This window comes from Brevibacillus sp. BD137, assembly GCF_041644655.1.
GTDB lineage: Bacteria > Bacillota > Bacilli > Brevibacillales > Brevibacillaceae > Brevibacillus > Brevibacillus brevis_D.
Genome location: NZ_JAOTNO010000006.1, coordinates 149,584 through 175,876 on the forward strand (window position 1 = coordinate 149,584; position 26,293 = coordinate 175,876).

Annotated in this window: 24 protein-coding genes and 1 pseudogene; 5 read left to right on the forward strand and 20 right to left on the reverse strand. The window is 48.5% G+C overall.

Annotated features, from left to right (window positions below):
* Positions 1-2: 2 nt before the first annotated feature.
* The 3 genes from ODZ53_RS15580 to rph are packed head-to-tail and all read right to left on the reverse strand — an operon-like array spanning position 3 to position 1,920.
* The gene (locus ODZ53_RS15580; RefSeq protein WP_012685512.1) at positions 3-542 is read right to left on the reverse strand and encodes a metallophosphoesterase family protein; all 540 of its coding nucleotides are present in this window, start codon (positions 540-542) and stop codon (positions 3-5) included.
* Positions 543-572: 30 nt separating this feature from the next.
* Positions 573-1,166, reverse strand: a complete 594-nt coding sequence (locus ODZ53_RS15585; protein ID WP_372678139.1) for an XTP/dITP diphosphatase — start codon at positions 1,164-1,166, stop codon at positions 573-575.
* Positions 1,159-1,920: a ribonuclease PH gene (rph, locus tag ODZ53_RS15590; protein ID WP_087350686.1), complete on the reverse strand. Its 762-nt coding sequence runs from the start codon at positions 1,918-1,920 to the stop codon at positions 1,159-1,161. The genes ODZ53_RS15585 and rph overlap by 8 nt, the downstream gene beginning before the upstream one ends.
* A 214-nt stretch (positions 1,921-2,134) precedes the next feature.
* On the opposite strand from rph, the gene ODZ53_RS15595 reads away from it, so the two are divergent.
* Positions 2,135-3,382, forward strand: coding sequence for an MFS transporter (locus ODZ53_RS15595; RefSeq protein WP_372678141.1), 1,248 nt, complete (start codon positions 2,135-2,137; stop codon positions 3,380-3,382).
* 19 nt (positions 3,383-3,401) lie between these two features.
* Here ODZ53_RS15595 and ODZ53_RS15600 read toward each other — a convergent pair whose 3' ends face one another.
* A complete protein-coding gene (locus ODZ53_RS15600) occupies positions 3,402-4,454 on the reverse strand; it encodes a GerMN domain-containing protein (RefSeq protein ID WP_188067693.1) in 1,053 nt (350 codons plus the stop codon).
* A gap of 96 nt (positions 4,455-4,550) precedes the next feature.
* Complete coding sequence (racE, locus tag ODZ53_RS15605) at positions 4,551-5,363, reverse strand: glutamate racemase (RefSeq protein WP_199929050.1); 813 nt, start codon at positions 5,361-5,363, stop codon at positions 4,551-4,553.
* Between the two features lie 170 nt (positions 5,364-5,533).
* Here racE and ODZ53_RS15610 point away from each other — a divergent pair, with 170 nt between their 5' ends.
* Positions 5,534-6,565, forward strand: a complete 1,032-nt coding sequence (locus tag ODZ53_RS15610; RefSeq protein WP_372678144.1) for a superoxide dismutase — start codon at positions 5,534-5,536, stop codon at positions 6,563-6,565.
* A 78-nt stretch (positions 6,566-6,643) separates the two neighbouring features.
* Here ODZ53_RS15610 and ODZ53_RS15615 read toward each other — a convergent pair whose 3' ends face one another.
* Positions 6,644-7,750: a peptidylprolyl isomerase gene (locus ODZ53_RS15615; RefSeq protein ID WP_372678146.1), complete on the reverse strand. Its 1,107-nt coding sequence runs from the start codon at positions 7,748-7,750 to the stop codon at positions 6,644-6,646.
* A gap of 288 nt (positions 7,751-8,038) precedes the next feature.
* Between ODZ53_RS15615 and ODZ53_RS15620 the strand changes: the two genes are divergently transcribed.
* On the forward strand, positions 8,039-8,485 hold the full coding sequence (locus tag ODZ53_RS15620) for an acetyltransferase (RefSeq protein ID WP_372678379.1): 447 nt from the start codon (positions 8,039-8,041) through the stop codon (positions 8,483-8,485).
* A gap of 271 nt (positions 8,486-8,756) precedes the next feature.
* Here the strand turns inward: ODZ53_RS15620 and ODZ53_RS15625 are convergent, their stop codons facing one another.
* The 6 genes and pseudogenes from ODZ53_RS15625 to ODZ53_RS15650 all read right to left on the reverse strand — a co-directional run bounded on the left by ODZ53_RS15625 (position 8,757) and on the right by ODZ53_RS15650 (position 14,446).
* Positions 8,757-8,918, reverse strand: coding sequence for a hypothetical protein (locus tag ODZ53_RS15625; RefSeq protein ID WP_173604971.1), 162 nt, complete (start codon positions 8,916-8,918; stop codon positions 8,757-8,759).
* An 8-nt stretch (positions 8,919-8,926) separates the two neighbouring features.
* Positions 8,927-9,481, reverse strand: a complete 555-nt coding sequence (locus ODZ53_RS15630) for a MauE/DoxX family redox-associated membrane protein (RefSeq protein WP_372678148.1) — start codon at positions 9,479-9,481, stop codon at positions 8,927-8,929.
* Positions 9,482-9,496: 15 nt separating this feature from the next.
* Positions 9,497-11,281, reverse strand: coding sequence for an ABC transporter ATP-binding protein (locus ODZ53_RS15635; protein ID WP_372678150.1), 1,785 nt, complete (start codon positions 11,279-11,281; stop codon positions 9,497-9,499).
* Complete coding sequence (locus ODZ53_RS15640) at positions 11,278-11,811, reverse strand: TlpA family protein disulfide reductase (protein WP_372678152.1); 534 nt, start codon at positions 11,809-11,811, stop codon at positions 11,278-11,280. The genes ODZ53_RS15635 and ODZ53_RS15640 overlap by 4 nt, the downstream gene beginning before the upstream one ends.
* A gap of 411 nt (positions 11,812-12,222) precedes the next feature.
* Positions 12,223-13,409: pseudogene (locus ODZ53_RS15645) on the reverse strand (IS1182 family transposase); the annotation flags it as partial.
* Between the two features lie 140 nt (positions 13,410-13,549).
* Entirely contained in the window at positions 13,550-14,446 is an 897-nt protein-coding gene (locus ODZ53_RS15650; protein ID WP_372678154.1) for a PhzF family phenazine biosynthesis protein, read from the reverse strand.
* A 127-nt stretch (positions 14,447-14,573) separates the two neighbouring features.
* Between ODZ53_RS15650 and ODZ53_RS15655 the strand changes: the two genes are divergently transcribed.
* Together ODZ53_RS15655 and ODZ53_RS15660 are read left to right on the forward strand one after the other, a co-directional pair.
* The gene (locus ODZ53_RS15655) at positions 14,574-15,443 is read left to right on the forward strand and encodes a LysR family transcriptional regulator (protein WP_372678156.1); all 870 of its coding nucleotides are present in this window, start codon (positions 14,574-14,576) and stop codon (positions 15,441-15,443) included.
* Between the two features lie 18 nt (positions 15,444-15,461).
* A complete protein-coding gene (locus ODZ53_RS15660; protein ID WP_056497658.1) occupies positions 15,462-15,839 on the forward strand; it encodes a DUF3899 domain-containing protein in 378 nt (125 codons plus the stop codon).
* 51 nt (positions 15,840-15,890) lie between these two features.
* Here the strand turns inward: ODZ53_RS15660 and ODZ53_RS15665 are convergent, their stop codons facing one another.
* From ODZ53_RS15665 to ODZ53_RS15700, 8 genes are all read right to left on the reverse strand, one after another.
* Positions 15,891-16,841, reverse strand: coding sequence for an ABC transporter ATP-binding protein (locus ODZ53_RS15665; protein WP_372678158.1), 951 nt, complete (start codon positions 16,839-16,841; stop codon positions 15,891-15,893).
* Positions 16,838-17,860: an ABC transporter ATP-binding protein gene (locus tag ODZ53_RS15670; protein ID WP_372678160.1), complete on the reverse strand. Its 1,023-nt coding sequence runs from the start codon at positions 17,858-17,860 to the stop codon at positions 16,838-16,840. Before ODZ53_RS15670 ends, ODZ53_RS15665 begins: the two co-directional genes overlap by 4 nt.
* A 20-nt stretch (positions 17,861-17,880) precedes the next feature.
* Positions 17,881-18,816 (reverse strand): ABC transporter permease, encoded by a 936-nt coding sequence (locus ODZ53_RS15675; RefSeq protein WP_039960745.1) that lies wholly within the window; start codon positions 18,814-18,816, stop codon positions 17,881-17,883.
* 9 nt (positions 18,817-18,825) lie between these two features.
* Entirely contained in the window at positions 18,826-19,758 is a 933-nt protein-coding gene (locus tag ODZ53_RS15680; protein ID WP_372678162.1) for an ABC transporter permease, read from the reverse strand.
* A gap of 15 nt (positions 19,759-19,773) precedes the next feature.
* Positions 19,774-21,207, reverse strand: coding sequence for a dipeptidase PepV (pepV, locus tag ODZ53_RS15685; protein WP_372678164.1), 1,434 nt, complete (start codon positions 21,205-21,207; stop codon positions 19,774-19,776).
* On the reverse strand, positions 21,204-23,279 hold the full coding sequence (locus ODZ53_RS15690) for a sigma-54 interaction domain-containing protein (protein WP_372678166.1): 2,076 nt from the start codon (positions 23,277-23,279) through the stop codon (positions 21,204-21,206). The genes pepV and ODZ53_RS15690 overlap by 4 nt, the downstream gene beginning before the upstream one ends.
* Before the next feature lie 75 nt (positions 23,280-23,354).
* A complete protein-coding gene (locus ODZ53_RS15695) occupies positions 23,355-25,025 on the reverse strand; it encodes a peptide ABC transporter substrate-binding protein (RefSeq protein WP_064200885.1) in 1,671 nt (556 codons plus the stop codon).
* A 79-nt stretch (positions 25,026-25,104) separates the two neighbouring features.
* Entirely contained in the window at positions 25,105-26,130 is a 1,026-nt protein-coding gene (locus tag ODZ53_RS15700; RefSeq protein ID WP_372678169.1) for an asparaginase, read from the reverse strand.
* Positions 26,131-26,293: the final 163 nt, after the last annotated feature.

Genomic DNA, 26,293 nt, shown 5'->3' on the forward strand with positions numbered 1-26,293 from the left:
TTTCAAGAAGACCTCATTGGTCGACGAACAGAATAGTTCCCTCCCAATTGTGGAACCGGGTTGCCTGCATGATCATAAAACGCCACGGATATGTAAGTTTCTGTCGGGCTCGTTCCTGTCTCTTCTAAAAGAGCGTATGTCGGTACGTGAAAACCTCGTGGCATTTGCAGGCTACCTGGATTTAGAAACAAAATGTCTCTTTCTACTCCACAGACAGGTACATGGGAGTGACCGAATACGACTACATTTGCCCCGACCTCTTCTGCACGGTAATGAAGGCGCAGAAGAGAGCCTTTCACTCCGAAAAGATGCCCGTGCGTTTGCAGGATGTGAAGGTCGCGCCATTTGGTCTCTTGCTCAGTCGGCACCTCTTGTGTCGAATCGCAATTGCCTCGGACAAGCGTCATGTTGGAAAACGGCTCGCGCTTATGGTCGACACAAAAATCGCCACAATGCAGAATTTTTTCGACATGATGTCGGTTGACGACCTGGCTGACTTCCCGAACCAAGCCGTGGCTATCGCTCATGATGAGAATTCCCATCACGCTTCACTCTCCTGTTTTCTCTCTTGTCTACTTGAGGATTGCAAGCAGTTGCTGCATGGCACGAGCGCGGTGGCTAATCTGATTCTTTTCTTCTGGCATGAGTTCGGCCATCATTTTCTCCATCGATGGGACGTAGAATACCGGATCGTAACCGAAGCCATTTGTCCCTTTTGGTTCACGCGCGATCACACCCTCACAAGCGCCAGTGGCAATAATTGGCTCTTCGCCCGGAATCACCAACGCCAACGTACAACGGAAGCGAGCTGTGCGTTCCTCTGTCGACACCTCTTCCAGCTCATTCAACAATTTACGCCAATTCTGCTCGTCTGTTGCATCTTCCCCAGCGAAGCGTGCAGAGTAAACACCCGGGCGTCCTTCCAGCGCATCTACTTCCAGACCGGAATCGTCACCGAGAGCTGGCATGTTCAAGTATGTAGAGATTTCGATTGCTTTTTTCAGCGCGTTCCCTTCGAAAGTGTCCTTGTCTTCTACTACCTCAGGCACACCATCAAATTCAGCGAGGCTAATCCCTTCCCAACCTGCATCTGCGAACAGCCTGTTGAATTCTTTCACTTTTCCTTGGTTCCGTGTTGCGAGAACGACTTTTTTTCGATTAGGCATGACTTTCCTCCGCTACCGATTGTGCAAAAGAGAGCGTAACATCAGCCAGCGCCTCTTTTTGACTGTGGATCAAGTTGTCAATGCCGACTTTTGCAAGGGCAATCATTTCTTGTAGCTGTTCAGGCGAAAACGGAGCATCCTCCCCCGTTCCTTGCAGCTCGACAAACTTTCCTTTTCCCGTCATGACGACATTCATGTCGACAATTGCTGTAGAATCCTCTTTGTAGTTGAGATCGAGCACGGCTTCCTCGCCGACTACCCCTACTGAGGTCGCTGCCAGGAAATCGTTTAACGGAAGCTGTTTCCAGGTGCCACTATCCACCAGCTTTTGCATCGCGTCTACCATTGCCACAAACGCTCCTGTAATCGAAGCTGTCCGTGTACCTCCGTCTGCCTGAATGACATCGCAATCCAGCCAAATGGTGCGTTCCCCCATTGCTTCAAGGTTTACAACGGAGCGCAGAGCACGTCCGATCAGACGCTGAATCTCCATTGTTCGTCCACCGACTTTTCCTTTCGACGACTCACGCGCGTTGCGGGTCGCTGTTGCTCGGGGAAGCATGGAATACTCGGCTGTGATCCAGCCCTTCCCGCCACCACGCATAAAAGGCGGTACCCGGTCCTCCAAAGTCGCCGTACAAATCACCTTTGTGTCTCCGACTTCAATCAGGCAAGATCCTTCTGCGTGTTTAATGTAATTGCGCGTAATGGTTACTGGGCGCAATTGGTCATGGGCACGGCCATCCACTCTCATTCCAAGTTCCTCCTAAATCGCTTTGTTACACTCCGATCATTATACCAGAGGCGGGAAACGATCTGCCACTGCACAAACGCCTCTTCCCTATTTACGTGAATTGCAAATATTCTTGTCACTTCCTTCCTCATAAAAAATTTCTTGCAGTCACTCAGCTATTTAAAATATTATCTAATTAGATATTTAATTAATTTGATGGTAGGTGAATTTCTTTATGAGCTTCTTGTTTCTTTTGAAAAAGCCGAATCTGCGGCGCCTTTTAACCGCCAATTTCTTAAGCGGAATCGGAGATTGGTTTAACAGCGTTGCTGTACTCGCACTGCTGCTCGAAATAACGGGAACAGCTATCGCGGTCGGCATTATCCTCGCACTACGCACACTGCCTCACTTAATTTTTGGTCCCTTGGGCGGTCTGATGGCAGACCGTTTTGATCGAAAAAAAATGATGGTCGCCTGTGATCTCGTTCGCGGATTCGTTGCTCTTTCGTTTTTGTTTGTATCTGAAAAATCAGATTTATGGATGGTCTATGCAGGTACTTTTTCGTTAGTTGCCTTTTCTTCCCTTTACAATCCTGCACGAATGTCCTTGCTCCCCAAAATCGTTGACCCTGAGGAATTGGCGACTGCGAACGCACTTGATCAAAGTATCTATGGAATCGTCATGGCCATCGGTTCGTTGATCGGCGGTATTTTTATTGCACTATGGGGAAGTGATTTCGCTTTTCTTTTCAATGCCCTCTCCTTTTTCGCCTCAGCTCTGTTTTTGGCTAGGCTGAAGGTGCCTGCCTCCCCAAACGACTCCGTTTCTAACGTACAGTTGCAGCAGGCTGCTAAAGTCTCTTCCTACGGAGAGGTAATTCGCGCCATCACATCCACACCGATTGTTTACGCCATCCTTTTGCTAAAAGCCGTGTGGCCAATCGGCGGGGGGATCATCAATGTCTTGATCAGTGTCTATGCCTATCAAGTGTTTACTGCCGGTGAATGGGGAATTGGTCTGTTGTACGGAGCGATCGGAATTGGCTTCATTATCGGAGGAGTACTTGCTCAGCGCTTTCAACGATACTTTTACGAAGTGGCTGCCAGCAGCTTTGCAGTGGAAGGCTTTGGAATGCTTTTGACCAGCTTTTCACCCACGATTTATGTAACGGCACTGTTCTTTGCGCTATCCACCGTGGCGGGAGGAATGGGGAACGCCAGCCTGAATACGTTGATTATGCGGCATGTCACTCCCAGCTACCACGGCAGAGTATTTGCTTTGGATGCGACGATCTCAAATATTCTGATCGGTCTGTCCATGCTCCTTGGCGGCTGGATTTTGACGATGGCAGACCCACGTATAGTCGGCTTTGTGGCAGGTCTTTTGATCACGTTCCCTTCGCTTGGGCTCGGGTTCGTTATTTGGAGAACCGTACGTGCTGGTGACAACGAACCATTGACGAACAAAAACCACGCTCGTTAATACGGGCGTGGCTCGTTCCTTACATCTGTATGGGATTGAGTTGAACCGGGCGGCTCACTGGCTTGGTAAACGCGCCACTCGCGAGCGGTTTTCCTTCCACCAGCAGCTGCACTTGCTTGGCTCCTGTCGTCTCTGTCAATGACAAGACGAGCGATTGCAGAGCTTCTGGGCTTGCTTCCTTGCCATCGTCATACTTGAGGATGTCACTGCTCAAATTGACTGTCACCAAATCTTTTTCCTGCTTCACATTCAGAACACGTGTCGTACGCAGCAAGGAACTGAAGAGCTGAGATCCTTGTTTCGGTCCTTTGATCAACTCTTCGACCGTTGCCTTGGCGATGTCAGTTGTTTCAGGAACCAGACGAGTGACCGGGACATAATACGTACGTGTATCATCCAGCTGACCTTGGAAATAAACCGTTACGCTGGAGGTATCTCCTGGCACTGCCCCATCGCCCAGTTCGAGATTGACTCCCTGATTCCGGTCTAATAGCGTGATGGGTGTTTTGGTTGCTGGCATTTCTGTTAACGGTGTTCCGTTCACCCAAATTTGCACAGTCTTGACGGTGCTAAATTCCGTCAACGCCCGTGTGACTGCATCGACAATTTTCTTCTCGTCTTTCTCTTCGTACGTTTTGAAGTCTTTGGAAAAATCGACAGTGGCTACGCCGTTCTTGATGACAAGTCCTTTTACTTCTGTCCCTTTCGGCAAGACAGCAGAGAAGCCACCCTGGAGCATGCTCTCAACCGGTCCACCTTTTACCATGTAGCTCAATACTTGTTTGGCAGGACCGTCTGATTTCGGAAGAGTCATCGAGACAGGAACGATATATCCGTTAGCATCCTGCAAGTACACCATTCTCTCTCCAGTCTCCTGAACGACCGGTTGTGCGCCATCTTTTGCAGCATCCGGGGACGGCGTGCCGTTGGGCAAATCCACAGATACCTCTGACTGTGGTGGTGCATCAATACTAATCGTTTCCTTTTCCGGGCCAAAGAGACCGCAGCCCGACAAAAGCACTGCGCTAACTCCCAGCACGGCCGTCATTTTCCCGATGTGCCTTATCTTCATTTCCCCAGCCTCCTCCACACACTTTGTACTACCATGTATACGAGCTAGGCTTGGGTTTATGCGTTGAAAGTTTGTCTCGCCAGACAAGGTCTTCCATCAGGGCTGGACAGTTTTTTCCAGTGAGTTGTGCTGGACGTTCACTTTGCAATCCAGCCATTCTTCTGCAATGGTCCGGAATTTGTTGGCATCCCCACTCGTCACAAACAGATGCTCCGGGCGTTCTATTTGCTTGCGTTCGGTGTCCTTCGCGATTTGCAGGGACAATTCTCGCGCTGTCTCTTCTGCGGAGTTAATCAGGCGTACTCGATCTCCCATCACTTCCGAAATAATTGGTGCTAGCAACGGATAGTGTGTACAACCCAAAATTAACGTGTCCAAATCTTCGTGCAAGAACGGGGCGAGCGTTTCTTTTACAACTCTTCTCGCTTCCTCCGTATTTGCCATGTGGCTCTCCACCAGTGGCACAAATGCGGGACAAGCCATTCCTGCGACGTACAGATCCGGCTGAATCCGTAAAAGCGCACGTTCATACGCCTTGGTACGAATGGTCGTTTCCGTCCCGATGACACCGATCCTTCCGTTTTTCGTTACTTGAACAGCCGCACGCGCCCCTGGCTCAATCACTCCGATGACGGGTAGCGGCAAATCCCCTATCGCTTCCTCCAGCACGACGGCAGTCGCAGTATTACAGGCGATCACCAATGCCTTTAACGGTGTACGCATCACATAGTCGATCATTTGAAAGCTGTAGGTACGAATCTCTTCCGGCGATTTGGAGCCATACGGACAACGGGCATTATCGCCTACATAAACAATCCGTTCTTCGGGTAGCTGACGCATGACTTCCTTCGCAACAGTTAATCCTCCCACTCCTGAATCAATAACGGCAATCGCTCGTTCTCTACTCATACGAATGTGTCTCCCCTGTTGAAATGAATATAGTACAGCATACCACTCAAACATTTGTGCTACTACCATATGCGTAGATGAAATTTCTTGTACTCCGCAAATGTCGCACCTTCTCTAGGCGCCTTTCATAATGTGAGGAGTGATGATGTGCCCACGAGGAGGAGAATCTTTTGGTAGAAGAAGCCAAGAATTTGCTGGACTGGAGCCAATGGGGGCGACAATGGATCGAGCATTTGCGAAAACATAAGACCCTCAACCGAGAACTCGAACGGCATCTGCACAAATTCGAAGAAACATTTACACGGATCGGAAGGCAAGCATCCAAGCTTGATACAACAAGAGACAGCGACGAACTCCCTGCTCTCATCACTCGCGCAGAACAAGTGCAGGAGCAATTCCATCACTTTTTACGACTGGCACAGTTGAGTGAGGATGACCAACTGGAAGAAGAAGCGAAGGAACCTGTTGCGGAATCAATACATGCACAGCCAACGGTGGCAGAAGAAGTACAAGTGCCTGTTGTGCCAGAACCCGTTTCCTATCCCGGTGCACGTGAGCCAGTCCGTGCGGCACGCCCCGTGGCTGTCGGCCGGCATACCCTCCCCCCGCTCCCTTATGCTTACAATGCTTTAGAGCCGTACATCGATGAAGCTACCATGCAAATCCATCACAACAAACTGCACCAAAAGTATGTAGACGATCTCAATGCAGCAGAGAGGAAGCTATCGGATGCTCGAGAAAGTGGCAACTTCGATCTCATACGCCATTGGGAACGCGAGCTAGCCTTTAATGGGGCCGGTCATTACTTGCATACGATCTTTTGGTCATCCATGAGTCCAAATGGGGGTGGCACTCCCTCTGGTGATCTCACAGCGGCAATCAATCGGTATTTCGGTTCCTATGACGCCTTTCAAAGACAATTTAGTCAGGCGGCAGAAAAGGTAGAAGGTCCGGGGTGGGCGATCCTCGTTTGGGCCCCGCGAGCACATCATCTGGAGATTCTTACAGCCGAAAAACACCAGAACCTGTCACAATGGGATGTGATTCCGTTACTGGCTCTGGACGTATGGGAGCATGCCTATTTCCTGGCGTATCAAAACCAGCGAGACAAGTATGTAGAGAACTGGTGGAATATCGTCAACTGGCCCTATGTGGAAGAGCGATTCGAAAAAGCACGAAAACTGCGCTGGGAGCCGTATTGACTTGTCTCTCCCCTTCATTGACAAACCCCCTCCTCATCCCAAATGTCAGGAATGAGAGGGGGTTTTTGTTGGCAAAACTTATTCGCTATACGGGACAAATTCGATCTTTTGTACCTTGATCGGATTTTGGATGGGCTTTGCATTCTCATCTGTTTTCTGGGCTGCGATCTTGTCTACGACCTCCATCCCGGCAAATACATGACCAAAAACAGTGTGACGATTGTCGAGGTAAGCTCGTCCGCCAATTTCTTTATACTTCGCTTCTGCATTCAGCGGCAGCGCCGACAAATCGAGGTACTCCTGATCTACCTTCGGGCTTTGTACAATGTAGAAATGCGTGCTATTGGTATTAGGTCCAGCGTTCCCCATGCTGAGTGCTCCTCTGAAATTGAACAGATCCCGGTTAAACTCGTCCTCAAACGACTCGCCGTAAATACTCGGCAGCTCCTTGCCATCCGGCCCTTTCAAATCTCCCGCCTGAATCATGAAGTCGTTGATCACACGGTGAAAAATCATATTGTTGTATTGCCCTTTTTTCGCAAGTGTTTTAAAGTTTTCCACCGCTTTTGGAGCTTTGTTCGGGAACAGCCTCAGCTTGATCACACCCGCATCTGTCGTGATCACGCATACTTCTTCACCTTTGCGCGGTTTCTCTAACTGAATCAGCTTCACATCTGACACATCGATGCCAGAGTCCTGCCAAATGACGCCCCACGCCTTCCAGTTTACCGGGTCTGTCCCGAGTCTGGCCAAGCCGAGATAATCCGTTTTTTCAATGGCCTTGTTATCGGCGGTATACCCGACGTATTTGAATTTTACAATCGCGCGATAATTATTGAAGGCGTCCTCTTTCGTGACGGTGTACAGCTTGTCTACCTTTGCTTCGATCACCTGAATGTTTTTGTATTGCGCCAATCCTTCCATATAGGTTTTCATCGCAAAATTCGTCAAGGAGTCATCTGCTACCAGCTTTGCTACTTCAGCAGGATTGGATCGTTGCTTCACCAAGGACGCGATGAAATCATTCACTTCCTGCTTATCTCCCCCATGTGGGCGGAACTGGTTGACCTGAACTTCATTCCGATAGTCATGAATAGCGTTTGCAGCTGCTTGTTGGACAAAAGTTGGACTTAGTAACGGGATCGCAATACTTGCAACGACTGCCAAAGAAACGAGTTTTTTCATTCTTTCCGCCCCCACTAATTAGAAGATTGTTCCATAAAGACAGTATAGCTCAATCCGAGAATTGATGTCCGAAATATTTTAAAAATTCTGCTAAATAAAGCGAGAAAATCCCGTTTTTTCCATGAAACATCTCGTATCTTTTTGCACCCTTCCCCCTTTTTAGTTGTCAGATTATTCTGGGAGGATAGAAAAACTGTGAACAAGATAGGAAAGTTCCTGGCGACTCTATATAATAGGCTCTCAAGAGCGCTCTTTTTTGTTTGTTAGTTTGAATCAGGGGGGTTCATGATGAATACCAAAACTGTTGTTTATGAAGCCAGCTATCGTGATCAATTGGTAGATATTTGGTATCGTGCCGTTTGCCGTACGCACCATTTTTTGACAAAGGAAGATATTTCGTTTTACAAAAACATGGTAAAAAATGAAGCACTATCTGCCGTTGAGGTATGGATGGAAATAAACGAAATGAAAGAGCCTGTAGGCTTCATTGGGCTTGATGGAACGAAAATTGAAATGCTGTTCGTTGATCCAGAATATCACGGAAAAGGGATTGGGAGCAGATTACTTGAACATGCAGAGCGTAAGTATGGCCCTCATTTGAAAGTAGATGTCAACGAGCAAAACGAAGGGGCTTATGCTTTCTACAAACGGTATGGATTTGTGCAAACAGGACGATCTGAACTGGATGGTTCCGGAAGGCCCTTTCCTTTACTTCATTTAGATTTAGAACGTTAATTTTCGGTTTAGCAAAAAAACAAGACTGCCTCATGTAGTAGAATTCTCTACTTGCGAGACAGTCTTGCTCTACTTATGTGTCTGAAAAACTACCAAGGGCATTCACACAATGGACCATTTTTTATGCATCCTTTTTGGCATCCTGCAAATCCACTTGCTCCGAGCTTTTGGAGTAATTTCTTGAACATTCTTATCGCCCCTTTGGTATAAATTGTATTTACAGGTATATAATACAATGATTATACGAAAATTGAAAGCGTTTTCTGAAATTTCAGGAATTCATATGTTTGTCGCTTCTTCTACTGTACTCTTCTGCTGCCTCCATTTTATTAATGAACGTCCCGACCACCTTTAATACTTGAAACAAGACGACTAAAATTGCGATGACCGTCACCCATAATACCCCGAACCCAATCATCCAGCCTGTAGACATGTTCATCCCTACCTTTTTCGCAAAATATGTTTGAACGTACTAATTTCTCCGCTAATAGCCATGAGCAGTGAGATGCATACACTCGAAAAGAAGATAGCCATAACTCCGTTGGTGATTTCGAAACTGCCGGACAATAAATAATGGTCAACACTCGCCCAACCCCCGCTCCATTGCCCCACACAGACTGCCAGACTGATGAATACGAGGTTACGCAAAACAAGCTTCCACGATAAAAAATGGTTTCCCGCCATTCCGCCGCATCCGCATGAAATCTTCTTTCTCCCTTTTGCTAGATTGATACTGATCGCAAGCGTGTACACCCCTAGCAACAGAATCGCCAGGGACAGTCCCAGCGTTGTAAACAGTCCGATTAGCAAGGATACCGCTACGATGGCCTGCAACCCCAGATCCAGATACGTAAAGCTTTTTGACCACGAGTAGGGTATGATCTGATAGGCTCGCACAATGGACAAATGCGTGCCCATATCCCTTATTTTTGAAATAAACGTGCTGAGAAATAAAAACGCAAGAATCAGCCGAAACAGCAGCCCAAGCTCCTCCATAACACCCCTCCTTTGTTATGCAAACCATTTCGCCTGCATGCGGTACATACGCGAATATTCTCCGTTTGCATCCATGAGCTCATCATGATGCCCGACTTCGATCAACTGGCCTTGCTTCATGACAAAAATCCGATCCGCCATTCGTGCCGCAGCCATCCGATGGGAAATAAAAATCGCCGTCTTATTCTGGGTGAGGGCATCAAACTGCTGAAATACTTCCAGCTCTGCCTGCGGATCAAGTGCCGCCGTAGGCTCGTCCAGAATAAAAATCTCACCTCTTCTGTATAAAGCCCGCGACAACGCGATCTTCTGCCACTGTCCACCTGATAAGTCTTCCCCATCCTGTAGCGTCCGCCCCAAAATCGTATCGTATCCACTGGGGAGACGACGAATAAAGGTATCTGCACCGGTTTCAACCGCTACTTGCCTCATATTGGCGGGATTGACTTCCTGCGTCACTCTCCCAATGGTGATGTTCTCTCCAGCAGTGAAGTTGTACCGTATGAAGTCTTGGAAAATGACCGTGATATTTCGTTGCAGGTCGGAAATATCGAGCTCACGAATCGACTGATTGTCGAACAGAATATTTCCTGAATGGATAGGATAAAGACCCATCAGGCATTTGACGAGCGTCGTTTTTCCAGAGCCATTATCCCCGACAATCGCAATACGCTCCCCCCGCTTGATCGTAAAGGAAACTTCATGGATCACATTGCGCTCCATTTTGGGATAGCAAAACGAAACCCGATCAAACGTAATACCAGACTGCAGCTTGGTGGGAAACTCAGCTTTGCCAGTGAGTTGCGGAATCGTTTTATCCTCGTATTCGAGAAAGTCAAACAGATCAGCGATGTACAAGCATCTGTTGACGATATGTGCGAGGTTAAAGGTCATTTGCGAAAGCAGCTGCTGCGTATTCTGTACCGCTTGTGCAATCGCTACAAAATCCCCTATCATCAGGGCGCTCGCACGAAGCAGCGATACGACCAATCCCAAGCAGCCAATATACATCGAGGAGGTAAATATCCCTGAGAGAATCAGTGCTTTTTCTCTGCGGTGGAGCAGACGAAGTACCTCTTTCATATTTTTCAAAAACAGGCGAGACCATCTGCCTAGCAAAAAGTCCTTGAGCTGAAACAGTCGGACCTCTTTGGAGCTGTCGCGCTCATTCAGGATCGAGCTGATGTAGGAGGCTTCGCGAATCTCTGGCGTCTGTAGCCTTGCGAGATAGTATTCCGACATACCAAATTTGATTTGGACAATTAACAGCGGGATCACGGCCAGCAAGCTCATCACAGCTAATCCCCAGTGAATGCTAAACAAAAATACCGCAAATGAAATCAGAGTAATCAGATTTTTCCCGAGATCCAATACCCTTTCCAGAGGGTCCAGGAAGCGTTCCCCCATGGCTTCTGCCCGAATGCGATGATGATGATTGTAAAATTCCGGATCATCGAAATAGGAGAGCGGAACAGATGCTGCTTTCTTTGCTACCATATGCTCCAAATGATATTCCAGTCGTTGCTCCGTATGGGCATTGAGAACACGCAAGACCGTTTCCAACGCATTCGTCACCAACGTCACGGAAAACAATCCAGCAAGCAGCCAAAGCAATGGCTGGTAATCATCCGTGTGGTCCAGCGCAATGGCTGTAACCTCGTTCACCATTTCTTTCATGATCCAGATCGTAGCTAACGGGGAAAATGCCAGGATGATTCTGAGGGCAATAGAGCAAATGAGCCATAGCTTGCCATGTGTCCAAATTAATCGAACGGTTTTTGCAAAATAGGAGCGAATCATGCTGGTTCACCTGCTAGCGCCAGGAGCTTCTTTTTGGTTTCCACGGCGGTTATCGGCTTGGCACGAATGACGTCCTGTTCATCGATTACGAAAACGCTGGGGAAATGGTTGATCTGGTATGCTTCCAGCATGGGTTCGTTACCGATCAAGACAGGGATGCCAGATATGTTGTTTTCTTTCAGCCATTGGGAAGTGGATATGTGCTCGGATTCTGTCGAGATGATAACGGATGCATCTGTGAGCACCCTTCCCTGGGATAATAGTTCGTGTACATGATTGGCACAGTGCCCGCAGCCTGTATGTGTGAAGTTTACGATGAGTGGACGAGGCAGGTGATTTAGTTGTTGCTCTAGACCGTTTAGCGTGCGGAAAGGTAGTGATTGTAGTTTGGTGCCGATTGCTGGTCCGGTTTCCGGGATGAATGGGTGGAAGTGATGGACCTGATCTTGTGTTTGTTTTAGTAGGGTGAGAAGTTTTGCCAGTATGAAGGCAAAGATAAGTAGAAAGATCATGTTTATGGCTATGAGCAAATCTATCGATCTCCTTTCGTGCGACTCGAGATTATGCGAGAGGCGTGACGTATTTTTACAGAGAAAATACCATAATATTCAAGTTTTGTCATTGTTTTATGGTTCAAATATGTTTATTGGTAGAAAAAAATTGGTGGTTGCAACTGGCTTTTGACGAAGGGGGACTTGGGGTTAATTGCTCGCGTGGATCGGCAGACGATCCTCGTCTTAGTAAAAACAACGGGTAATTGCTTTCGGGACAATTGCTCCATCCATTCGGCACGGCACTGGATGACATAGAAAAAGCCTTGGAGTATTCTCAACCCCAAGGCTAACCTATTAATCCATGGTTCTTCCTAATTCGAGAATAACGTCCTCTACTTCATGATTTGTAGGATTAATAAATATCCTTAAATTATAATCCAACTGGACATTTTCGCGTCCGCGTAACCTACAATAGCGAAGCCCATGCAGTTCTTTCGCATCTGCAAAGCTTCGCTCCATGGTTTGGTATCTTAATCTATATAAATATTTCCCCGATTTACTTAAACGGTTCTGTCGAACCCATCCCTTACTCTCTTCCTCAATAAGCCTTGGACAAGTTTTACATATTTCTTTATTGGACGTATACATTCTGTATCCGTTTTGATCGGTAGTCGAATAAGTAAGCTTATGTTTTTGAGGGCATGTTTACACATCGCACTCCGAATCATATTTAAAACGCCATTTAACAGGTGTAAAGGCACGATGACCGATGACAGCAAATACATTTATATCGTGAAGTGCCTTGCAGATTGGAGTAGTTAAATAACCAACATCTCATGCAATAGCTTCAATTGTATCCTGAAACCCAAACTTCTCAATTTGGAGATTCAGCCTATCTATGTAAGGAACGGAATCATGGACATTGCCAGCAGTGACATGGACATCGGTAATAATATTGTACTTATGATCGACAGTCCGGTGATCGAGATAGAAAAAGCCTTCGGGCTTGCTGTCTCGAACCATGTAGCCACTTTCCGGATCAGTGGTAACCTTGATTTCCTTTTCTTCCATCACACCCTCTCTAGGCTTCAATCCTTTTATCTATGTACCTCACGGTCTTCATTAATTGCTACCTCTAAATCTTTTGAGATAGGCACGACTCGTTTTCTCGCTGACATGCTTCTTAAATTTTCGTTTATTCGCATTTGCTTTAAGATGTGTGGAATCACTTATCAATACACGTCCAGCGACCATTCGATACTGAATCGCCAAGCGCACAATTTCATCAAAAATCTCCTGAAAAACATTTGATTTTTAAAACGGGTTCGACGATTCCAACTGATTGTTGTGTGATCTGGAACTCCATCTGTTAAAGAAAGGCCAAGAAACCAGCGACAGGTGATATTAGTTTGGATTTCTTTTTCGAGCTGCCTCTCTGAGCGGATACCGTAAAGGTATCCAATGAAAATCATTTTAAATAAAACAATAGGATCAATCGACGGTCCACCGTTATCCTCGCAATAATATTGACGTACTTTTTCTCGGCTGAAGGAGAAATCTATATGTTTCTGGATGACTCTTAATAAATGATCCTCTGGGACCAATTCATCAAGGCACACCAATTCGTAATGCATTTGCGGATTTTTATCATTAATTATAAGAAATACAACAAATTAACGCGGTGTCGTATTAAAACTAGGTGAAATAAAAATGGCTGTCGACTTTCTCGACAGCCTGACGTTCTTAGACAAGAACGCCTTTCTTTTTTCCTTATTTATCCTCTCATTTGCCCCGCAATCGTCAAATGCGCCTCACCTGCTACACGAATAACAGGCTCCACTCCAGATCGATCAACCGTTACGTAGAGCTTTCCTGGCCGACCAACCGCATGTCCTTGCCCTATGACGAGCGCTGTCACTTTTCCAGCGGGCAGCAACTCTTCCAATGCCAGATAGCCAGCCAAAGCCCCGTTTGCAGCACCTGTTACAGGATCTTCCGCAATCCCAATCGCAGGCGCAAAATCTCTCGTATACAAGTCATAGCCTTCAGGAGCATCCCACGTAAACAAATGGGTGGTTGTGATGCCGTGCTGCCTATTCATTTCTGCGAGGGAAGCGAGCAATGGCTGAGCTGCATCGATTGCCTGACGGGTGCGGACTGGAACGAGTAGATGCCTATTTCCAGCGGAAGCGAGTTTCATCGGATAGCGATCATCCAGATCGGCCAATGTTATGCCAACAAGCCTTGCTACCTCTTCGCTGTCTACATCAATCTCCTTCACAGAAGGCCTGATTTGCGTCATTTCCACTCGCTGTAACTGGCCATCCTCCATCATCAATTGAACAGGAATCAAACCAACGTTTGTCTCAAACACGATACGGCTTCCCTTTTCCAACCATCCACGCTCTGTTGCCAATAGCCAAGCAGAACCCACTGTCGCATGGCCGCAGAAATCGATCTCAACCGAAGGAGAAAAATAGCGAATGCGAAAATCAGCTTCTGGATGGTCGGATGGCATCAAAAAGGCAGACTCAGGAAGATTCAACTCATTGGCAATTTTCTGCATTTGGTGTAAAGTCAAAGTACCTGCTTCCGGGATGACGCCCGCGGGATTGCCTGCAAACGGCTCTCTCGTAAAGGCGTCCACATGATATACGCTCACATGATTCATGGTTATTTCTCTCCTTTTGTTAAACGAATGCTTCTCTTGCTTTTCATCTTAAAGTGGTGCAAGCGCGCTGTAAAATGAAGCTTTCGCATACCAACCATGATAAAAACTTCATGAAAGGAGAAGCTCTATGACTTTGTTTCAAATGGAAGTCCTTGTGGCTGTCACCAACGCTGGCAACTTCACGCGAGCTGGGGAACAAATCGGATTGAGCCAGTCGGGTGTAAGTCATACGATCGGCGCACTGGAGAAAGAGCTCGGTATTTCCTTGTTCACCCGCAATCGCAGCGGTGTTAAGCTGACCGCAGCTGGTGAAAAAATCGTCGCCTCTGCCCGGATCATATTAGAAAACGTCTCAGTGATTAAACAGGTGGCTACCGAATCAGGCGAGCATGTGGAGACAACGCTCCGGATTGCTTCTTTTCCCAGCGTAACCGCTCAGCTTCTACCCAAATTGCTAAAGTCGATAGAAAGTCACTATCCGCATATGCAAACAAAGCTATATGAAGGTAGCTATCAAGAAATAAAAGAATGGATTCGCTCGGGAGTTGTCGATGTCGGTTTTCATGTGTGGCCCGATGACGAGCTAGAGGGAATTCTGCTGACGACAGACGCCCTGCATGCTGTCGTGCCAGCCCAGCATCCTTTGGCAAAAGAGCAATCTCTCACCTTGGAGCAATTAGCCAGCGAATCGTTTCTCATGCCCATGGCGGGTTGTCACTTGTTGATTGGCGCGGAGTTTGCCAAAGTTGGGCTTACGCCGAATGTTGTCTATGAGATCGCTGATAATACAACGATACTAGCCATGGTAGAAAGCGGTGTTGGGGTGACAGTCGTTCCGTCACTGACTCTACCAGCGCAACTACCCGATGTCGCTGTCATAGAAATCACACCGCCTCTCTCTCGGCAAATCGGCTTGGCTGTACGTTCGCTTCGTGAAGCCCCACCTGCCGTTCAAGCATTTTTGCGAGAAGCAGAGCGTATTGCACCCACACTATAAAAAGGATGTGCTTCTTCGTTGAAAAAATGGCTCATTCTCCTACTCGCTCTCTCCGTGATCAGCAGTGTGATTTTAGGAATTACCATTCAAGCTGGTACGTTGGTGCCATTGATTAACCAGAGTTTTTTAATCGGTCTTTTCCTGTTGATCGTAGGGAGTATTGCCGTCGTGACACGCTCCGGATTTTTCACGATTTTTCTGCGTGGATTCAAACAGTTGAAAGGGATGTTCTTTCGCAAGCCGCGCATGATGGACAGTGACATCGTTCAAGCTAACGACCCTGCTTTCGAGGAAAAGAAGGAGTCGTTCGTGCGAATCGGAACCTCGCTTTTTCTTACATCGGGTACTGGACTGATTGTCTTCTCAATCGTTCTTACCTGTTTCTACTATTTATAATCTCACAAGAAAGGGCTGTCCCATCGATCGGGAACAGCCCTTCTTCCTCTCTTACGACTCTATCAAATGGCATGCCACCCAATGCCCGGGTTGTACCTCTTGCCACCTCGGCACTTCTTCCGCACAACGAGGTTGAACAAGTGGGCAGCGTGTGCGAAAACCGCAGCCACTCGGCTTGTTCGCTGGACTTGGCAAATCTCCCTGCAAAACGATACGCTCTCGCTTTACCGTCGGGTCAGGCACTGGCACAGAAGAGAGCAAAGCCTGCGTATAGGGGTGCAACGGACGAGCGTACAGTTCATAGCTCGACGCCAGCTCGACCATTTTGCCCAAATACATGACGCCAATCCGGTTGGAAATATGTTTGACCATGGACAGATCATGCGCGATGAACAAATAAGTCAATCCACGATCATGCTGCAAATCCTCCAATAAATTAACGACTTGCGCTTGAATCGAGACGTCGAGTGCGGAGATCGGCTCGTCCGCAATGATAAATTCCGGTTCCACTGCCAACGCACGCGCGATTCCGATCCGTTGGCGCTGTCCCCCACTGAATTCATGCGGAAAACGCTGCGCATGGTCCTTATGCAAGCCCACTAGATGGAGTAGCTCCGCCACACGCTCTCGTCTCATCCCGCGGTTCAAATGGTGGATGTCCAAGCCCTCTGCAATGATATCCTCTACGGTCATACGCGGGTTCAGACTTGCTTGCGGGTCTTGGAAAATCATCTGGGCATCCCGATTGAACTGCCCCGCTTCTTTTCCCCGAAGCTGATGAACGTTCTTCCCTTTGAACAGCACTTCGCCATCTGTATGGTCATACAGGCGAATAATCGTCCTGCCCAGCGTAGACTTCCCGCAGCCACTTTCGCCGACCAGACCGAATGTCTCCCCTCTGTTGATCGTAAACGAAACACCATCGACTGCTTTCAAATCAAATCCCGTTCCAAGCGAAAAATACTTCTTCAAATCGCGAACATCAAGCAATGCTTCTGTCATACTCCCTGCCTCCCCGCTGCCACGAGCTCCTCTATTCGCGGTGCCCGTGGATCGTGAAGCCAGCAAGCAGCCTGATGTCCACGACCGAATTCGCTCGTCACGGGCATCTGTTGTTCGCATATCTCCATCGCAAAATCACAGCGGGCAGCAAACGGACAGCCGACTGGTGGATTGAACAAATCCGGCGGACTGCCTTCGATGGGAATCAGCCGTTGCTTTTCGCCTTCATCCAGACGAGGGAGCGAGCGCATCAGTCCCCATGTATACGGGTGACGAGGATTTGCAAAAACATCTTCAACCGTCCCAGTCTCTACTACCATCCCCGCATACATGACAACCATGCGATGAGCAATCTCGGCTACGACTCCCAAATCATGCGTAATAATCACCACCGATAACGCCTGTTCCTCTTGCAGTCGCTTGAGCAAATCCAAAATCTGCGCCTGAATCGTCACATCCAGTGCTGTCGTCGGCTCATCCGCAATCACCAGCTTGGGTTGACAAGCAAGAGCTATTGCAATGACCACACGCTGACGCATCCCTCCGCTGAATTGGTGCGGGTATTGATCGATTCGCTTTTCCGGATCGGGAATTCCTACGAGGGAAAGCATCTCGATCGCTCGCTTTCGCGCTTCCTCTCTCGATACTTGGTGACTGCGAACAAACCCCTCTACGATTTGTGTCCCTACCTTCATCGTCGGATTGAGCGCTGTCATCGGGTCTTGGAAGACCATGCCGATCTGCGTTCCACGAATACCCAGCAGCTCTTTTTTGGGCAGGTGGCTGATTTCGGCTCCTTCAAATACAACCCTTCCCCCGACGATTTTTCCAGGTGGATGAGGGATTAATCCCATGATCGCTTGAGCCGTAACGCTCTTGCCACATCCACTCTCCCCTACGATGGCAACCGTCTCCCCTTTGTCCACATAAAAGGACACGCCCCGCACGGCCTGAACCTCTCCGCCATACGTCTTGAAATTCACCCGCAAGTCATCGATTGTCAGCAAATGCTGATTCATCCTCATTCCCCCTGTCGTCTCTAATCGCGTAGACGCGGATCAAGCGCATCCTGCAAACCGTCGCCGAATACGTTGAAGGCGAACATCGTCAGCGAGATCATCAATGCCGGGAAAAACAGTCGCCACCAATCACCCGTCAAAATAACGCCCAAGCCATCGTTTGTCATCGTCCCCCAACTGGCGACGGGAGCTTGTACACCGAGTCCAAGGAAGCTGAGAAACGACTCCGCAAAAATGGCCGATGGAATCGTAAAGGTCAAATTGACGATAATGACGCCAAATGTGTTGGGAATCAGATGCTTGAGCAAAATTCGTGAAAACTTCGCTCCCAGTACTTGGGCAGCCAAAATGAACTCTTGATTTTTCAATTGTAGGATTTGTCCGCGCACCAACCGCGCCATGCCAACCCAACCCGTAGCAGACAGGGCAATAATAATCGTCAGCATTCCCGGCTCCATCACCACCATGAGCAAAATGACGACCAGCAAATACGGCAGCCCATACAAAACCTCGATAATACGCATGATGATCGTATCGATGCGATCCCCTCGTTTGCCTCGTCCTGCCATATAGCCTGCAATGCCCCCGACTGTCACCCCGATGACCAGGTCGATCAATGCCGCGACAATGCCAATCGTCAAAGAAATCCTCGCCCCATACCACGTACGGGCAAACATGTCACGTCCCAGCTCGTCCGTACCGAACCAATGCTCTGCTGAGATTTCCTGATTTTTTGTCAGCAAGCTCTGATCGGAATAACTATACGGCACGAGATTCGGGCCAATGATCGCCATGCCAACCAAAGCGAGAATAATGAACAGCCCGAGCATAGCCAGCTTGTTTTTCAGCAGCTTCCGAATGACCTGCTGCCCATTGCTGAGACTGGGTCGCGCAATGACATTCGCCTGCGTATTTTTCGCCAACGGACGAAATAACGGGTCTACTTTGTGCTCCATCGCCACAGTTTATCTCTCCTTGTTGGTCAGCTTGATCCGCGGATCAATCAGGGTGTATGCGATATCAATCAGGAAAATGGTAAAAATCAGAATCGCACTGTAAAAAATCGTCGTACCTAAGATGACCGGATAGTCACGGTTGAAAATGCCGTCTACGAAATACTTGCCAATGCCGGGAATCGCAAAGATTTTCTCCACGACAAAGGTCCCCGTTATCAAACTAGCAATCAAAGGTCCTAGAAAGGTGACAACAGGCAGAATCGCATTGCGAATTCCATGTCTGACGACGATGATAAACATCGGAATCCCCTTTGCTTCTGCTGTTCGAATGTAGTTCTGGTTCATGACTTCAATCATGCTGGCACGCATGTAGCGGGTAATGACCGCAACTGGACCAAAGGCGAGCGCCAGCGAAGGCAGTATCGTATGCATCCAGGTACCCCATGTCGCAACGGGAAAGAGCGGTAGCTTGATCGCGAAAAAATTGATCAGAAGCGGTGACATAATGAAGCTCGGAATCGCTACCCCCAATACGGCAAGTGCCATGGCAACGTAGTCTAGCCATTTGTTGCGATTAAGCGCTGCGATAATGCCCAATGTAATGCCGAAAAGGAGTGCGACCCCGATCGCTTGCGCACCCAACCAAGCAGATGCAGCAAAGCCATCAGAAATCATGTCATTGACTCCACGAGAGTCTGACTTGATGGATGGGCCCAAGTCGAGCATTAACAGATTTTTCAGATATAAAATGTATTGAACAGGCAACGGCTCGTCCAGGTTGTATTTGGCACGTAAATTATTGAGAATTTGCTCGGGCAACTGATCCGACTCGGAGGCAAACGGGTTCCCCGGAATGGCATGCATCAAGGCAAACGTCAGCGTCACGATAATCCACAGGGTGACGAACATCATCAAAATACGTTTTACCAGATAGTTCGACATGGAAGTCCTCCTCGTTTACTTAGCCAGCTCGTAAATGGCATGCGCGTAAATCGCCATGGCACGCAGCAGGTCGTCAATCTCGGCATATTCATCAGCGAGATGGGCCATAGATTCCTTCCCCGGAAAGAGCGGACCGAAAGCAACACCATGCGGCATGATTTTGGCGTAAGTTGCTCCTCCTGAGGAAAGAAGGGTCGCTGGCTCTCCCGTGTGCTCCTCGTACACGCGCGACAAGGTTTGGATCACAGGATGATCTTTGGGTACAAAATGCGACTTGGAAGTCCGCAGAGCGGAAAGCGTCCAGCCCAGCTCAGCAGTCCTTTGCTTCAATTTCTCAACGTATTCTTCACAAGAAATGGTCGCCGGATAGCGGATATTGAGCCGAACTGTCCCCCCTTCGCTGGAATCGTAATGTAAAATCCCCGCGTTGACCGTCAACTTACCTGACACTTCATCCTCGCAAGCCATATGTAGATGGTGAGCAAAATAATCTTCATGCAAGACATCAGCCAACATCGTAAGAAAAGACAAACAGGAGCCACCAAACGGGTACGCTCGTAAAAAAGTAGCCAACAAGGTTCCCGCATTCACGCCTTGGAATGGCGCCATCCCATGAGCTGGCTTTCCTGCGAGCGTGAATTGCAGCTGTCCCAGCCCTACCAGCTCCATACGACCAGTTGTGTGATTTTTATTCAGAAACATCTCCCATTCTTCCGCCAATCGGGAAAGGACGACCTCCTGCCGTGCCTCGGAGTCCAGTCGTACTAGAGCGACTGCTTTTTCGGGTACACTGTTGCCTTGATCACCGGAGACAAACGACGCTAACTGCCATGCTCCATTTCGTTCGATTGCTTCCATCACGGGAATCGTCAATGTCGGATTGATCTGTCCCTTCTCGGCATGTGTCATCGGAAAGGAGGAATCAGGTGAGAAGCCAATCGGTGGGATGCGATCATGCTGGGCAAAATGCTTCATGCACAGCCAGCCGCTCTCTTCATCCGTTCCGATGATCATGCGCACGCGTTTTGTCAGTGGCAAGCCTGAATCCTTGACCAGCTTCAGCGCATAGTACGCAGCCATCGCTGGGCCTTTGTCGTCAATCGCTCCCCGTGCATAGATGCGACCGTTGCGAATGCTCGGTTCAAAAGGCGGGGTCGTCCAGCCTTCTCCCACAGTGACAACATCGATATGAACGAGCACACCGATCTCTTCTTTCCCATCGCCGAACTCGATTGTCCCAGCGTAACCATCCAGGTTTTTGATCTGGAAGCCATCCAGCTCACCGCGTCCGAGCATGGCTTCAAGCGCCGCGGCAACACCTTCACCAAATGGCTTTCCTTCTTTTGCCGTCGTCATGTCTTCGATGCTGTTAATGGAAAGAAAGGATTTCAAATCATCCAGGTACTGCTCTCTGTGCAGAAGCGCTTGCTGCCTCCAGTAATCGCTCATATACGTTCCCCTGCTTTCATCCGATGTAAATAGGCAAGAAACGATTCACCTTTCGAGGAAATCTGACTTCCTTGTCTTCCTTTTCCCACTTGAATCAGCTCATCCTGCTGCAAAAGCTTCAGGCGATAGCGCAGCTGTTGCAACGTAACCGAGTGACCTTGTTCTTGCAACTGCGCAAGTAGCGTATAGCGTCCACCGCTTCCTTGTCCCAGCTCCTGCAAAATAGCGGTCATTTCATTTAGAAATCCTCGCTTTTTATATTCAGTAACGATGCTTTCACATTCATTGTGTAGACCATCTACAGGCAACGGCGCTTCCGGTATTTCCCGTAGAAACGGCAAATGATACGGATACGCTTCCTCCTCCACGACATGCGCTAAATACTCGATTACATTTTCAAGCTCGCGAATATTTCCAGGCCAATCGTACTCATGGAGCGCTCGCATCGCTTCATTGGTCAACGTAAACGGCGGGCGGCGCAAATCATAGGAATATTTTTTTATAAATTGTTGGGCCAACCACGGGATATCCTCCCGTCTGTTCCGTAGCGGCGGCAAATGAATCGGCAAGATATTCAGGCGATAATACAAATCAGCACGGAAGGCTCCTTCCGCAATCATCCGCTGCAGGTCTTGATTCGTTGCGGCGATGACGCGAATATCTGTCGGAATGATCTTACTCCCTCCTACGCGCATAATCTGACGTTCTTGCAATACACGCAGCAATCGGTTTTGAATAGCGGTGCTGGCATCCCCGATCTCATCAAGAAAAATGGTCCCTTTGTGGGCCAATTCAAACCAGCCGATATGTCCACCTTTACGCGCTCCGGTAAAAGCCCCTTCTTCATAGCCGAATAGCTCGCTTTCCAAAAGAGATTCCGATATAGCAGCGAAGTTGACCCCAACAAATGGCTCTCTTCTGCGTGGCGACGCATTATGGATAGCCTGGGCGAGCAATTCCTTCCCTGTCCCTGTCTCTCCCAACAACAGCACGGTGGAGTTGCTTCTGGCGATTTTGCGGGCAATCTGAATGACTTTTTGTACAGGGGCACTCTCCCCATAAAAATCATCAAACTGGTATTTGGCTATCAATCCTTTGCTGTAAAGGCGCATGCGGTAATCATGCTCCAGCTTTTCAATTTCTGCCGCCTGACGAAACAAGAGCAGACTCCCCAGAAAGCTGCCTTCCATGACGATGTGCATTTTGCGGAAAAAGTAGGTCTTGTTCGCCCAATCTACCAAAACATCCTTGTTCTCTTCACACTGCCGGATCAACTGATAAAAACTCGCGGGCAAGCAATTGGACGCCCGCTCACCGACGACTTCATTCCCTTCCATTTGCAACGTATCGATTGCTTTCTGATTGACAAAACGGATGTTTTCTTTTTCATCCATGGCAATCACTGCGTCCTCGATTCGATTGACGATGGCCTCCAAATATTTGCTCAACAGATGCGCATGCTGAATCTCGTTGTTCAGCTCTTTGGTGATATCGACCAACGATTGCATAGCGCGTGCGGTCACCTTTTGAAAATTACCGTTTTTAAAATGAGAGTAGATGGCAAGCCATGTAGATAAATCGATGATCCGATACCCAATATCGACGACTTTACGAATGTGGGCGGGGACATGCTCTGCCTCTCCTGGCGTAACCGCAATCTCGATGTCAGGTGGATAGTCAGCACCTGGATAATAGGGATACAGCTCAAAATCCATCCCTGAGGCACGCAGCAATTCCACATTTTCTTCAGCAGTTTCCTTGGTGTCACTGACGAGAAGCACTTTCACGCCTTTCGGGATTTCCAGCATGCCGCGTAAATTATGATACGGCAGCATTCGCTTGGCAATGATGATGCTGGATTCTTTCGGCATATACGGTTGTACAAGAGGGACGATCCTTTTGGTGGATACAATGACGAGAGCACCAGGCGTGATCGGGCGTAACGGAAGCTGGTCGACTCGCATCGCCTCGACATGGATATCATCGCCGATTCCCAATTCATGGTATTGACTAACGACAGACTGTAGAAACTCATCCATTCTCGCAATAAATATGATCGATTTTTTGTCCATTTCAGCCGCTCCAAGATGTAAAGTGAAGACAAGAACGTTTCGAATATTCGCTCTTGTCTTCGCTTATTTTACTTACTACTTATTACCGATTTCTACCCATTTGTAGTCAATCGTACCGACTGGATGGCGAATAATTCCTTTTATGTTTGGCTGCTCCATAAATACTTTTGTCCCGAAATAGATAGGTACGAGTGGCATATCATCCATGAAAATTTTCTCCGCGTCATGCATGAGCTTGAAGCGCTCGGGTTCGTCGGCGGTGTTGCGAATCTTCTCGACCAGTGCGTCATACTCTTTGTTGCTGTAATTGATACGATTCCCAGGATGGTCAGTCACGAACAGCTCTAGGTAATTGACCGGGTCTCCGTAGTCGGCAGGGATCGTCGAGCGGGAGAATTGAAGGGTGCGGGCACGCTGTTCTGCCAAGAATACTTTCCACTCTTTGTTTTCCAGCTTCACATCTACCCCAAGATTTTTCTTATACATTTCCTGCAAAACTTGCGCGATGGCCTTATGTGCATCACTGGTGTTATAGGTCATGGTGACAGGCGGCAGGGTTGTCCAGCCTTCTTCTTCCATCCCTTTTTTCAGCAATGCTTTTGCCTGCTCTGCATCGTTATCCTTGAAGAAATCTCCGCCCTTTGTGCGGAAATCCGCTCCGTCTGGCTCCGGGAAGCCCAATGGCACGTGGGCCATGGCAGGTGTTTGCTTCCCTTGCACGACATTGTCGATTAAGGTTTTGCGATCGATGGCCAGTGCAAATGCCTTCCGAATGTTGGCGTTCGTGAACGGAGGAATTGTGGTGTTCATTCGGTAGTAGTAGATGGACGCTTCCGTCTCCACTTTTGCTTCTCCGGAATCGATCAACTGTTTCTTCATATCATTGGGAACGGTCTGGATCATGTCGAGCTGACCTGTTTTGTACATTTGGAATTGTGTATTTTCATCGTTGACCATGACAAACTCGATTCCCGCATATTTGATCGAATCACGGTCCCAGTAGCCATCGTTTTTCACCAGCTTCACTGTCTGGTCATGAACCCAATCTTCCATTTTGAACGGTCCATTCGTCACGATGCTTGCAGCGCCTTCTGCCCATTTCGGATTGCTCTCCACGACTTTTTTATTCACTGGGAAGAAGGTCGGCTGCGTCAGGATGTGGAGGAAATAACCTGTTGGCGCCTTCAGCTTTACCTCAAACGTCTTCTCGTCTACGGCCTTTACTTGTACGCCATCTGCATTTCCTGTTCCTTTGTTGAACGCTTCTGCTCCATCGATGTAATAGGCGAGGAAAGCAGAAGGGAATGCATTGTTTGGATCGACAATGCGCTTAAACGCAAACTCGAAGTCCTGCGCTGTCACTGGTTCACCATTCGACCATTTGCTATCGCGCAGGGTAAAGGTATACGTTTTTCCATCCTCACTCACCGCCCATTTCTCGGCCATGGCTGCTTGCGGCTTGTGATCCTTGTCCAGTCGAACCAAGCCTTCCATTGTGGCGTTCAACACCTCGTTGGAAGTACTGTCAAAGCCCTTTGGAGGATCGAGGGAAGGTGGTTCGGTCTTCAAATTGAGCTTGAGTTTTGCTGCGACATTTGCTTGTCCACCTGAATCTGTGGACGCTTGACCTGCTGTCCCTCCCCCTCCTGGCTGTGTCGGCGTTGCCGACTGACTACAACCCGTAATGGCAAGAACAGTGACAAGTGCAGCAGTACTAAGCAGCTTCCATCCTTTTCGCATGTTCATTGCATGTGACCCCCTTTTCTTTTTAAACAACATGTAGCCTTTGATGCTTTATGAATAAACGGCACGCTGGGAATGCCATTTATACACGCAATGAAAAATCTGTCTTGGCGAGACGAAAGGAAGTCTCGATCCGTCCAACAACGTTCCCACTCATGTTTGTAATGGGCGGATTGGTATATTCCGCGAGCGCTTCCAATGGACCGTCCATGCCGATTCCCAATTGACGAAGCACTTCATTGACGACCGGGTTGATCGCTCGTGGTCCTCCATCCTCGATCTTGATGGCTATGCCCCATCCTGTTTCTCTATCGCCCAAGCAATACACGGACTCTGCGCCTGCCTTCCCTACGATACGACCGCTAAATGCTGACATGAGGTCTGTGCAATATCGATTCTCGCCCCCGACCATTTCGGGATGAGCGGTCATGGCACCCGTAATTCGCTGAACAGCTTTTCGTCGCTCCGGATTCTCAATCACCTCTGGTCTCGCCAGCTTAGCGAAGGCCCACGCGTAATGAGCGAGCGGCAATTGATGGACGGGAACCCCACATCCATCTGTCCCGAGGTTGATTTTTTCTTTGGGGTAGCCTGTTATGTCCTCGATTACTTCGAGAATTCGCTGTTGCACCGGATGGGTAGGCAAATGATAGGTAGTCACGTCCTCCCCCATATGTGTCGCAGTGGCAATCATGCCGGAATGCTTACCGGAGCAATTCGAGAATACGGGTGTGAGCGGCTTGCCCTCCCGGATTAGCTGTTTGTAGCTCTCCTCATGACGTGGCACATGTGTCCCGCATTGTAATGCCGCTTCTGGCTGACCTGCTCGCGCAAGCATCGAGAGCGCCCGTGTGCGATGGCGTGGCTCTCCACTGTGAGAAGCGCAACAGAGCGAGAGATCAGCTGGCTCAAAACCATACCGATCTGCCGTCCCCGTCTCGATAACCGGAATCGTCTGCAACGGTTTCATACTGGAGCGTGCATATGTGAGGCGATGGGGGTCCCCGTACGAATAGAGCAATCTCCCCTGCGAATCAACAACTGCGATATGTCCAAGATGTGAGCTCTCTACCTGTTCTCCCCGGTATACGTTGGCAACGACGTTCATAGCAAGTCTCCTTTGAGTGTGAATAGTAGAATGATTGTACTTTTCTACAGTAAGCAATTAGCGTGCCAACGCAAGGATGTGACAGTTAATATTGAATTTTCTGCTATTTTATTCGTGAGTAGCGGGACAAAAATAGCAATCCGCACGATGAATGAGTTACCCC

Bases quoted from the DNA above. Each gene is read 5' to 3' on its own strand.
- ODZ53_RS15580 (WP_012685512.1), bottom strand. From the start codon at position 542: ATGGGAATTCTCATCATGAGCGATAGCCACGGCTTGGTTCGGGAAGTC.
- ODZ53_RS15585 (WP_372678139.1), bottom strand. From the start codon at position 1,166: ATGCCTAATCGAAAAAAAGTCGTTCTCGCAACACGGAACCAAGGAAAA.
- rph (WP_087350686.1), bottom strand. From the start codon at position 1,920: ATGAGAGTGGATGGCCGTGCCCATGACCAATTGCGCCCAGTAACCATT.
- ODZ53_RS15595 (WP_372678141.1), top strand. From the start codon at position 2,135: ATGAGCTTCTTGTTTCTTTTGAAAAAGCCGAATCTGCGGCGCCTTTTA.
- ODZ53_RS15600 (WP_188067693.1), bottom strand. From the start codon at position 4,454: ATGAAGATAAGGCACATCGGGAAAATGACGGCCGTGCTGGGAGTTAGC.
- racE (WP_199929050.1), bottom strand. From the start codon at position 5,363: ATGAGTAGAGAACGAGCGATTGCCGTTATTGATTCAGGAGTGGGAGGA.
- ODZ53_RS15615 (WP_372678146.1), bottom strand. From the start codon at position 7,750: ATGAAAAAACTCGTTTCTTTGGCAGTCGTTGCAAGTATTGCGATCCCG.
- ODZ53_RS15620 (WP_372678379.1), top strand. From the start codon at position 8,039: ATGAATACCAAAACTGTTGTTTATGAAGCCAGCTATCGTGATCAATTG.
- ODZ53_RS15625 (WP_173604971.1), bottom strand. From the start codon at position 8,918: ATGTCTACAGGCTGGATGATTGGGTTCGGGGTATTATGGGTGACGGTC.
- ODZ53_RS15630 (WP_372678148.1), bottom strand. From the start codon at position 9,481: ATGGAGGAGCTTGGGCTGCTGTTTCGGCTGATTCTTGCGTTTTTATTT.
- ODZ53_RS15635 (WP_372678150.1), bottom strand. From the start codon at position 11,281: ATGATTCGCTCCTATTTTGCAAAAACCGTTCGATTAATTTGGACACAT.
- ODZ53_RS15650 (WP_372678154.1), bottom strand. From the start codon at position 14,446: ATGAATCATGTGAGCGTATATCATGTGGACGCCTTTACGAGAGAGCCG.
- ODZ53_RS15655 (WP_372678156.1), top strand. From the start codon at position 14,574: ATGACTTTGTTTCAAATGGAAGTCCTTGTGGCTGTCACCAACGCTGGC.
- ODZ53_RS15665 (WP_372678158.1), bottom strand. From the start codon at position 16,841: ATGACAGAAGCATTGCTTGATGTTCGCGATTTGAAGAAGTATTTTTCG.
- ODZ53_RS15670 (WP_372678160.1), bottom strand. From the start codon at position 17,860: ATGAATCAGCATTTGCTGACAATCGATGACTTGCGGGTGAATTTCAAG.
- ODZ53_RS15675 (WP_039960745.1), bottom strand. From the start codon at position 18,816: ATGGAGCACAAAGTAGACCCGTTATTTCGTCCGTTGGCGAAAAATACG.
- ODZ53_RS15680 (WP_372678162.1), bottom strand. From the start codon at position 19,758: ATGTCGAACTATCTGGTAAAACGTATTTTGATGATGTTCGTCACCCTG.
- pepV (WP_372678164.1), bottom strand. From the start codon at position 21,207: ATGAGCGATTACTGGAGGCAGCAAGCGCTTCTGCACAGAGAGCAGTAC.
- ODZ53_RS15690 (WP_372678166.1), bottom strand. From the start codon at position 23,279: ATGGACAAAAAATCGATCATATTTATTGCGAGAATGGATGAGTTTCTA.
- ODZ53_RS15695 (WP_064200885.1), bottom strand. From the start codon at position 25,025: ATGAACATGCGAAAAGGATGGAAGCTGCTTAGTACTGCTGCACTTGTC.
- ODZ53_RS15700 (WP_372678169.1), bottom strand. From the start codon at position 26,130: ATGAACGTCGTTGCCAACGTATACCGGGGAGAACAGGTAGAGAGCTCA.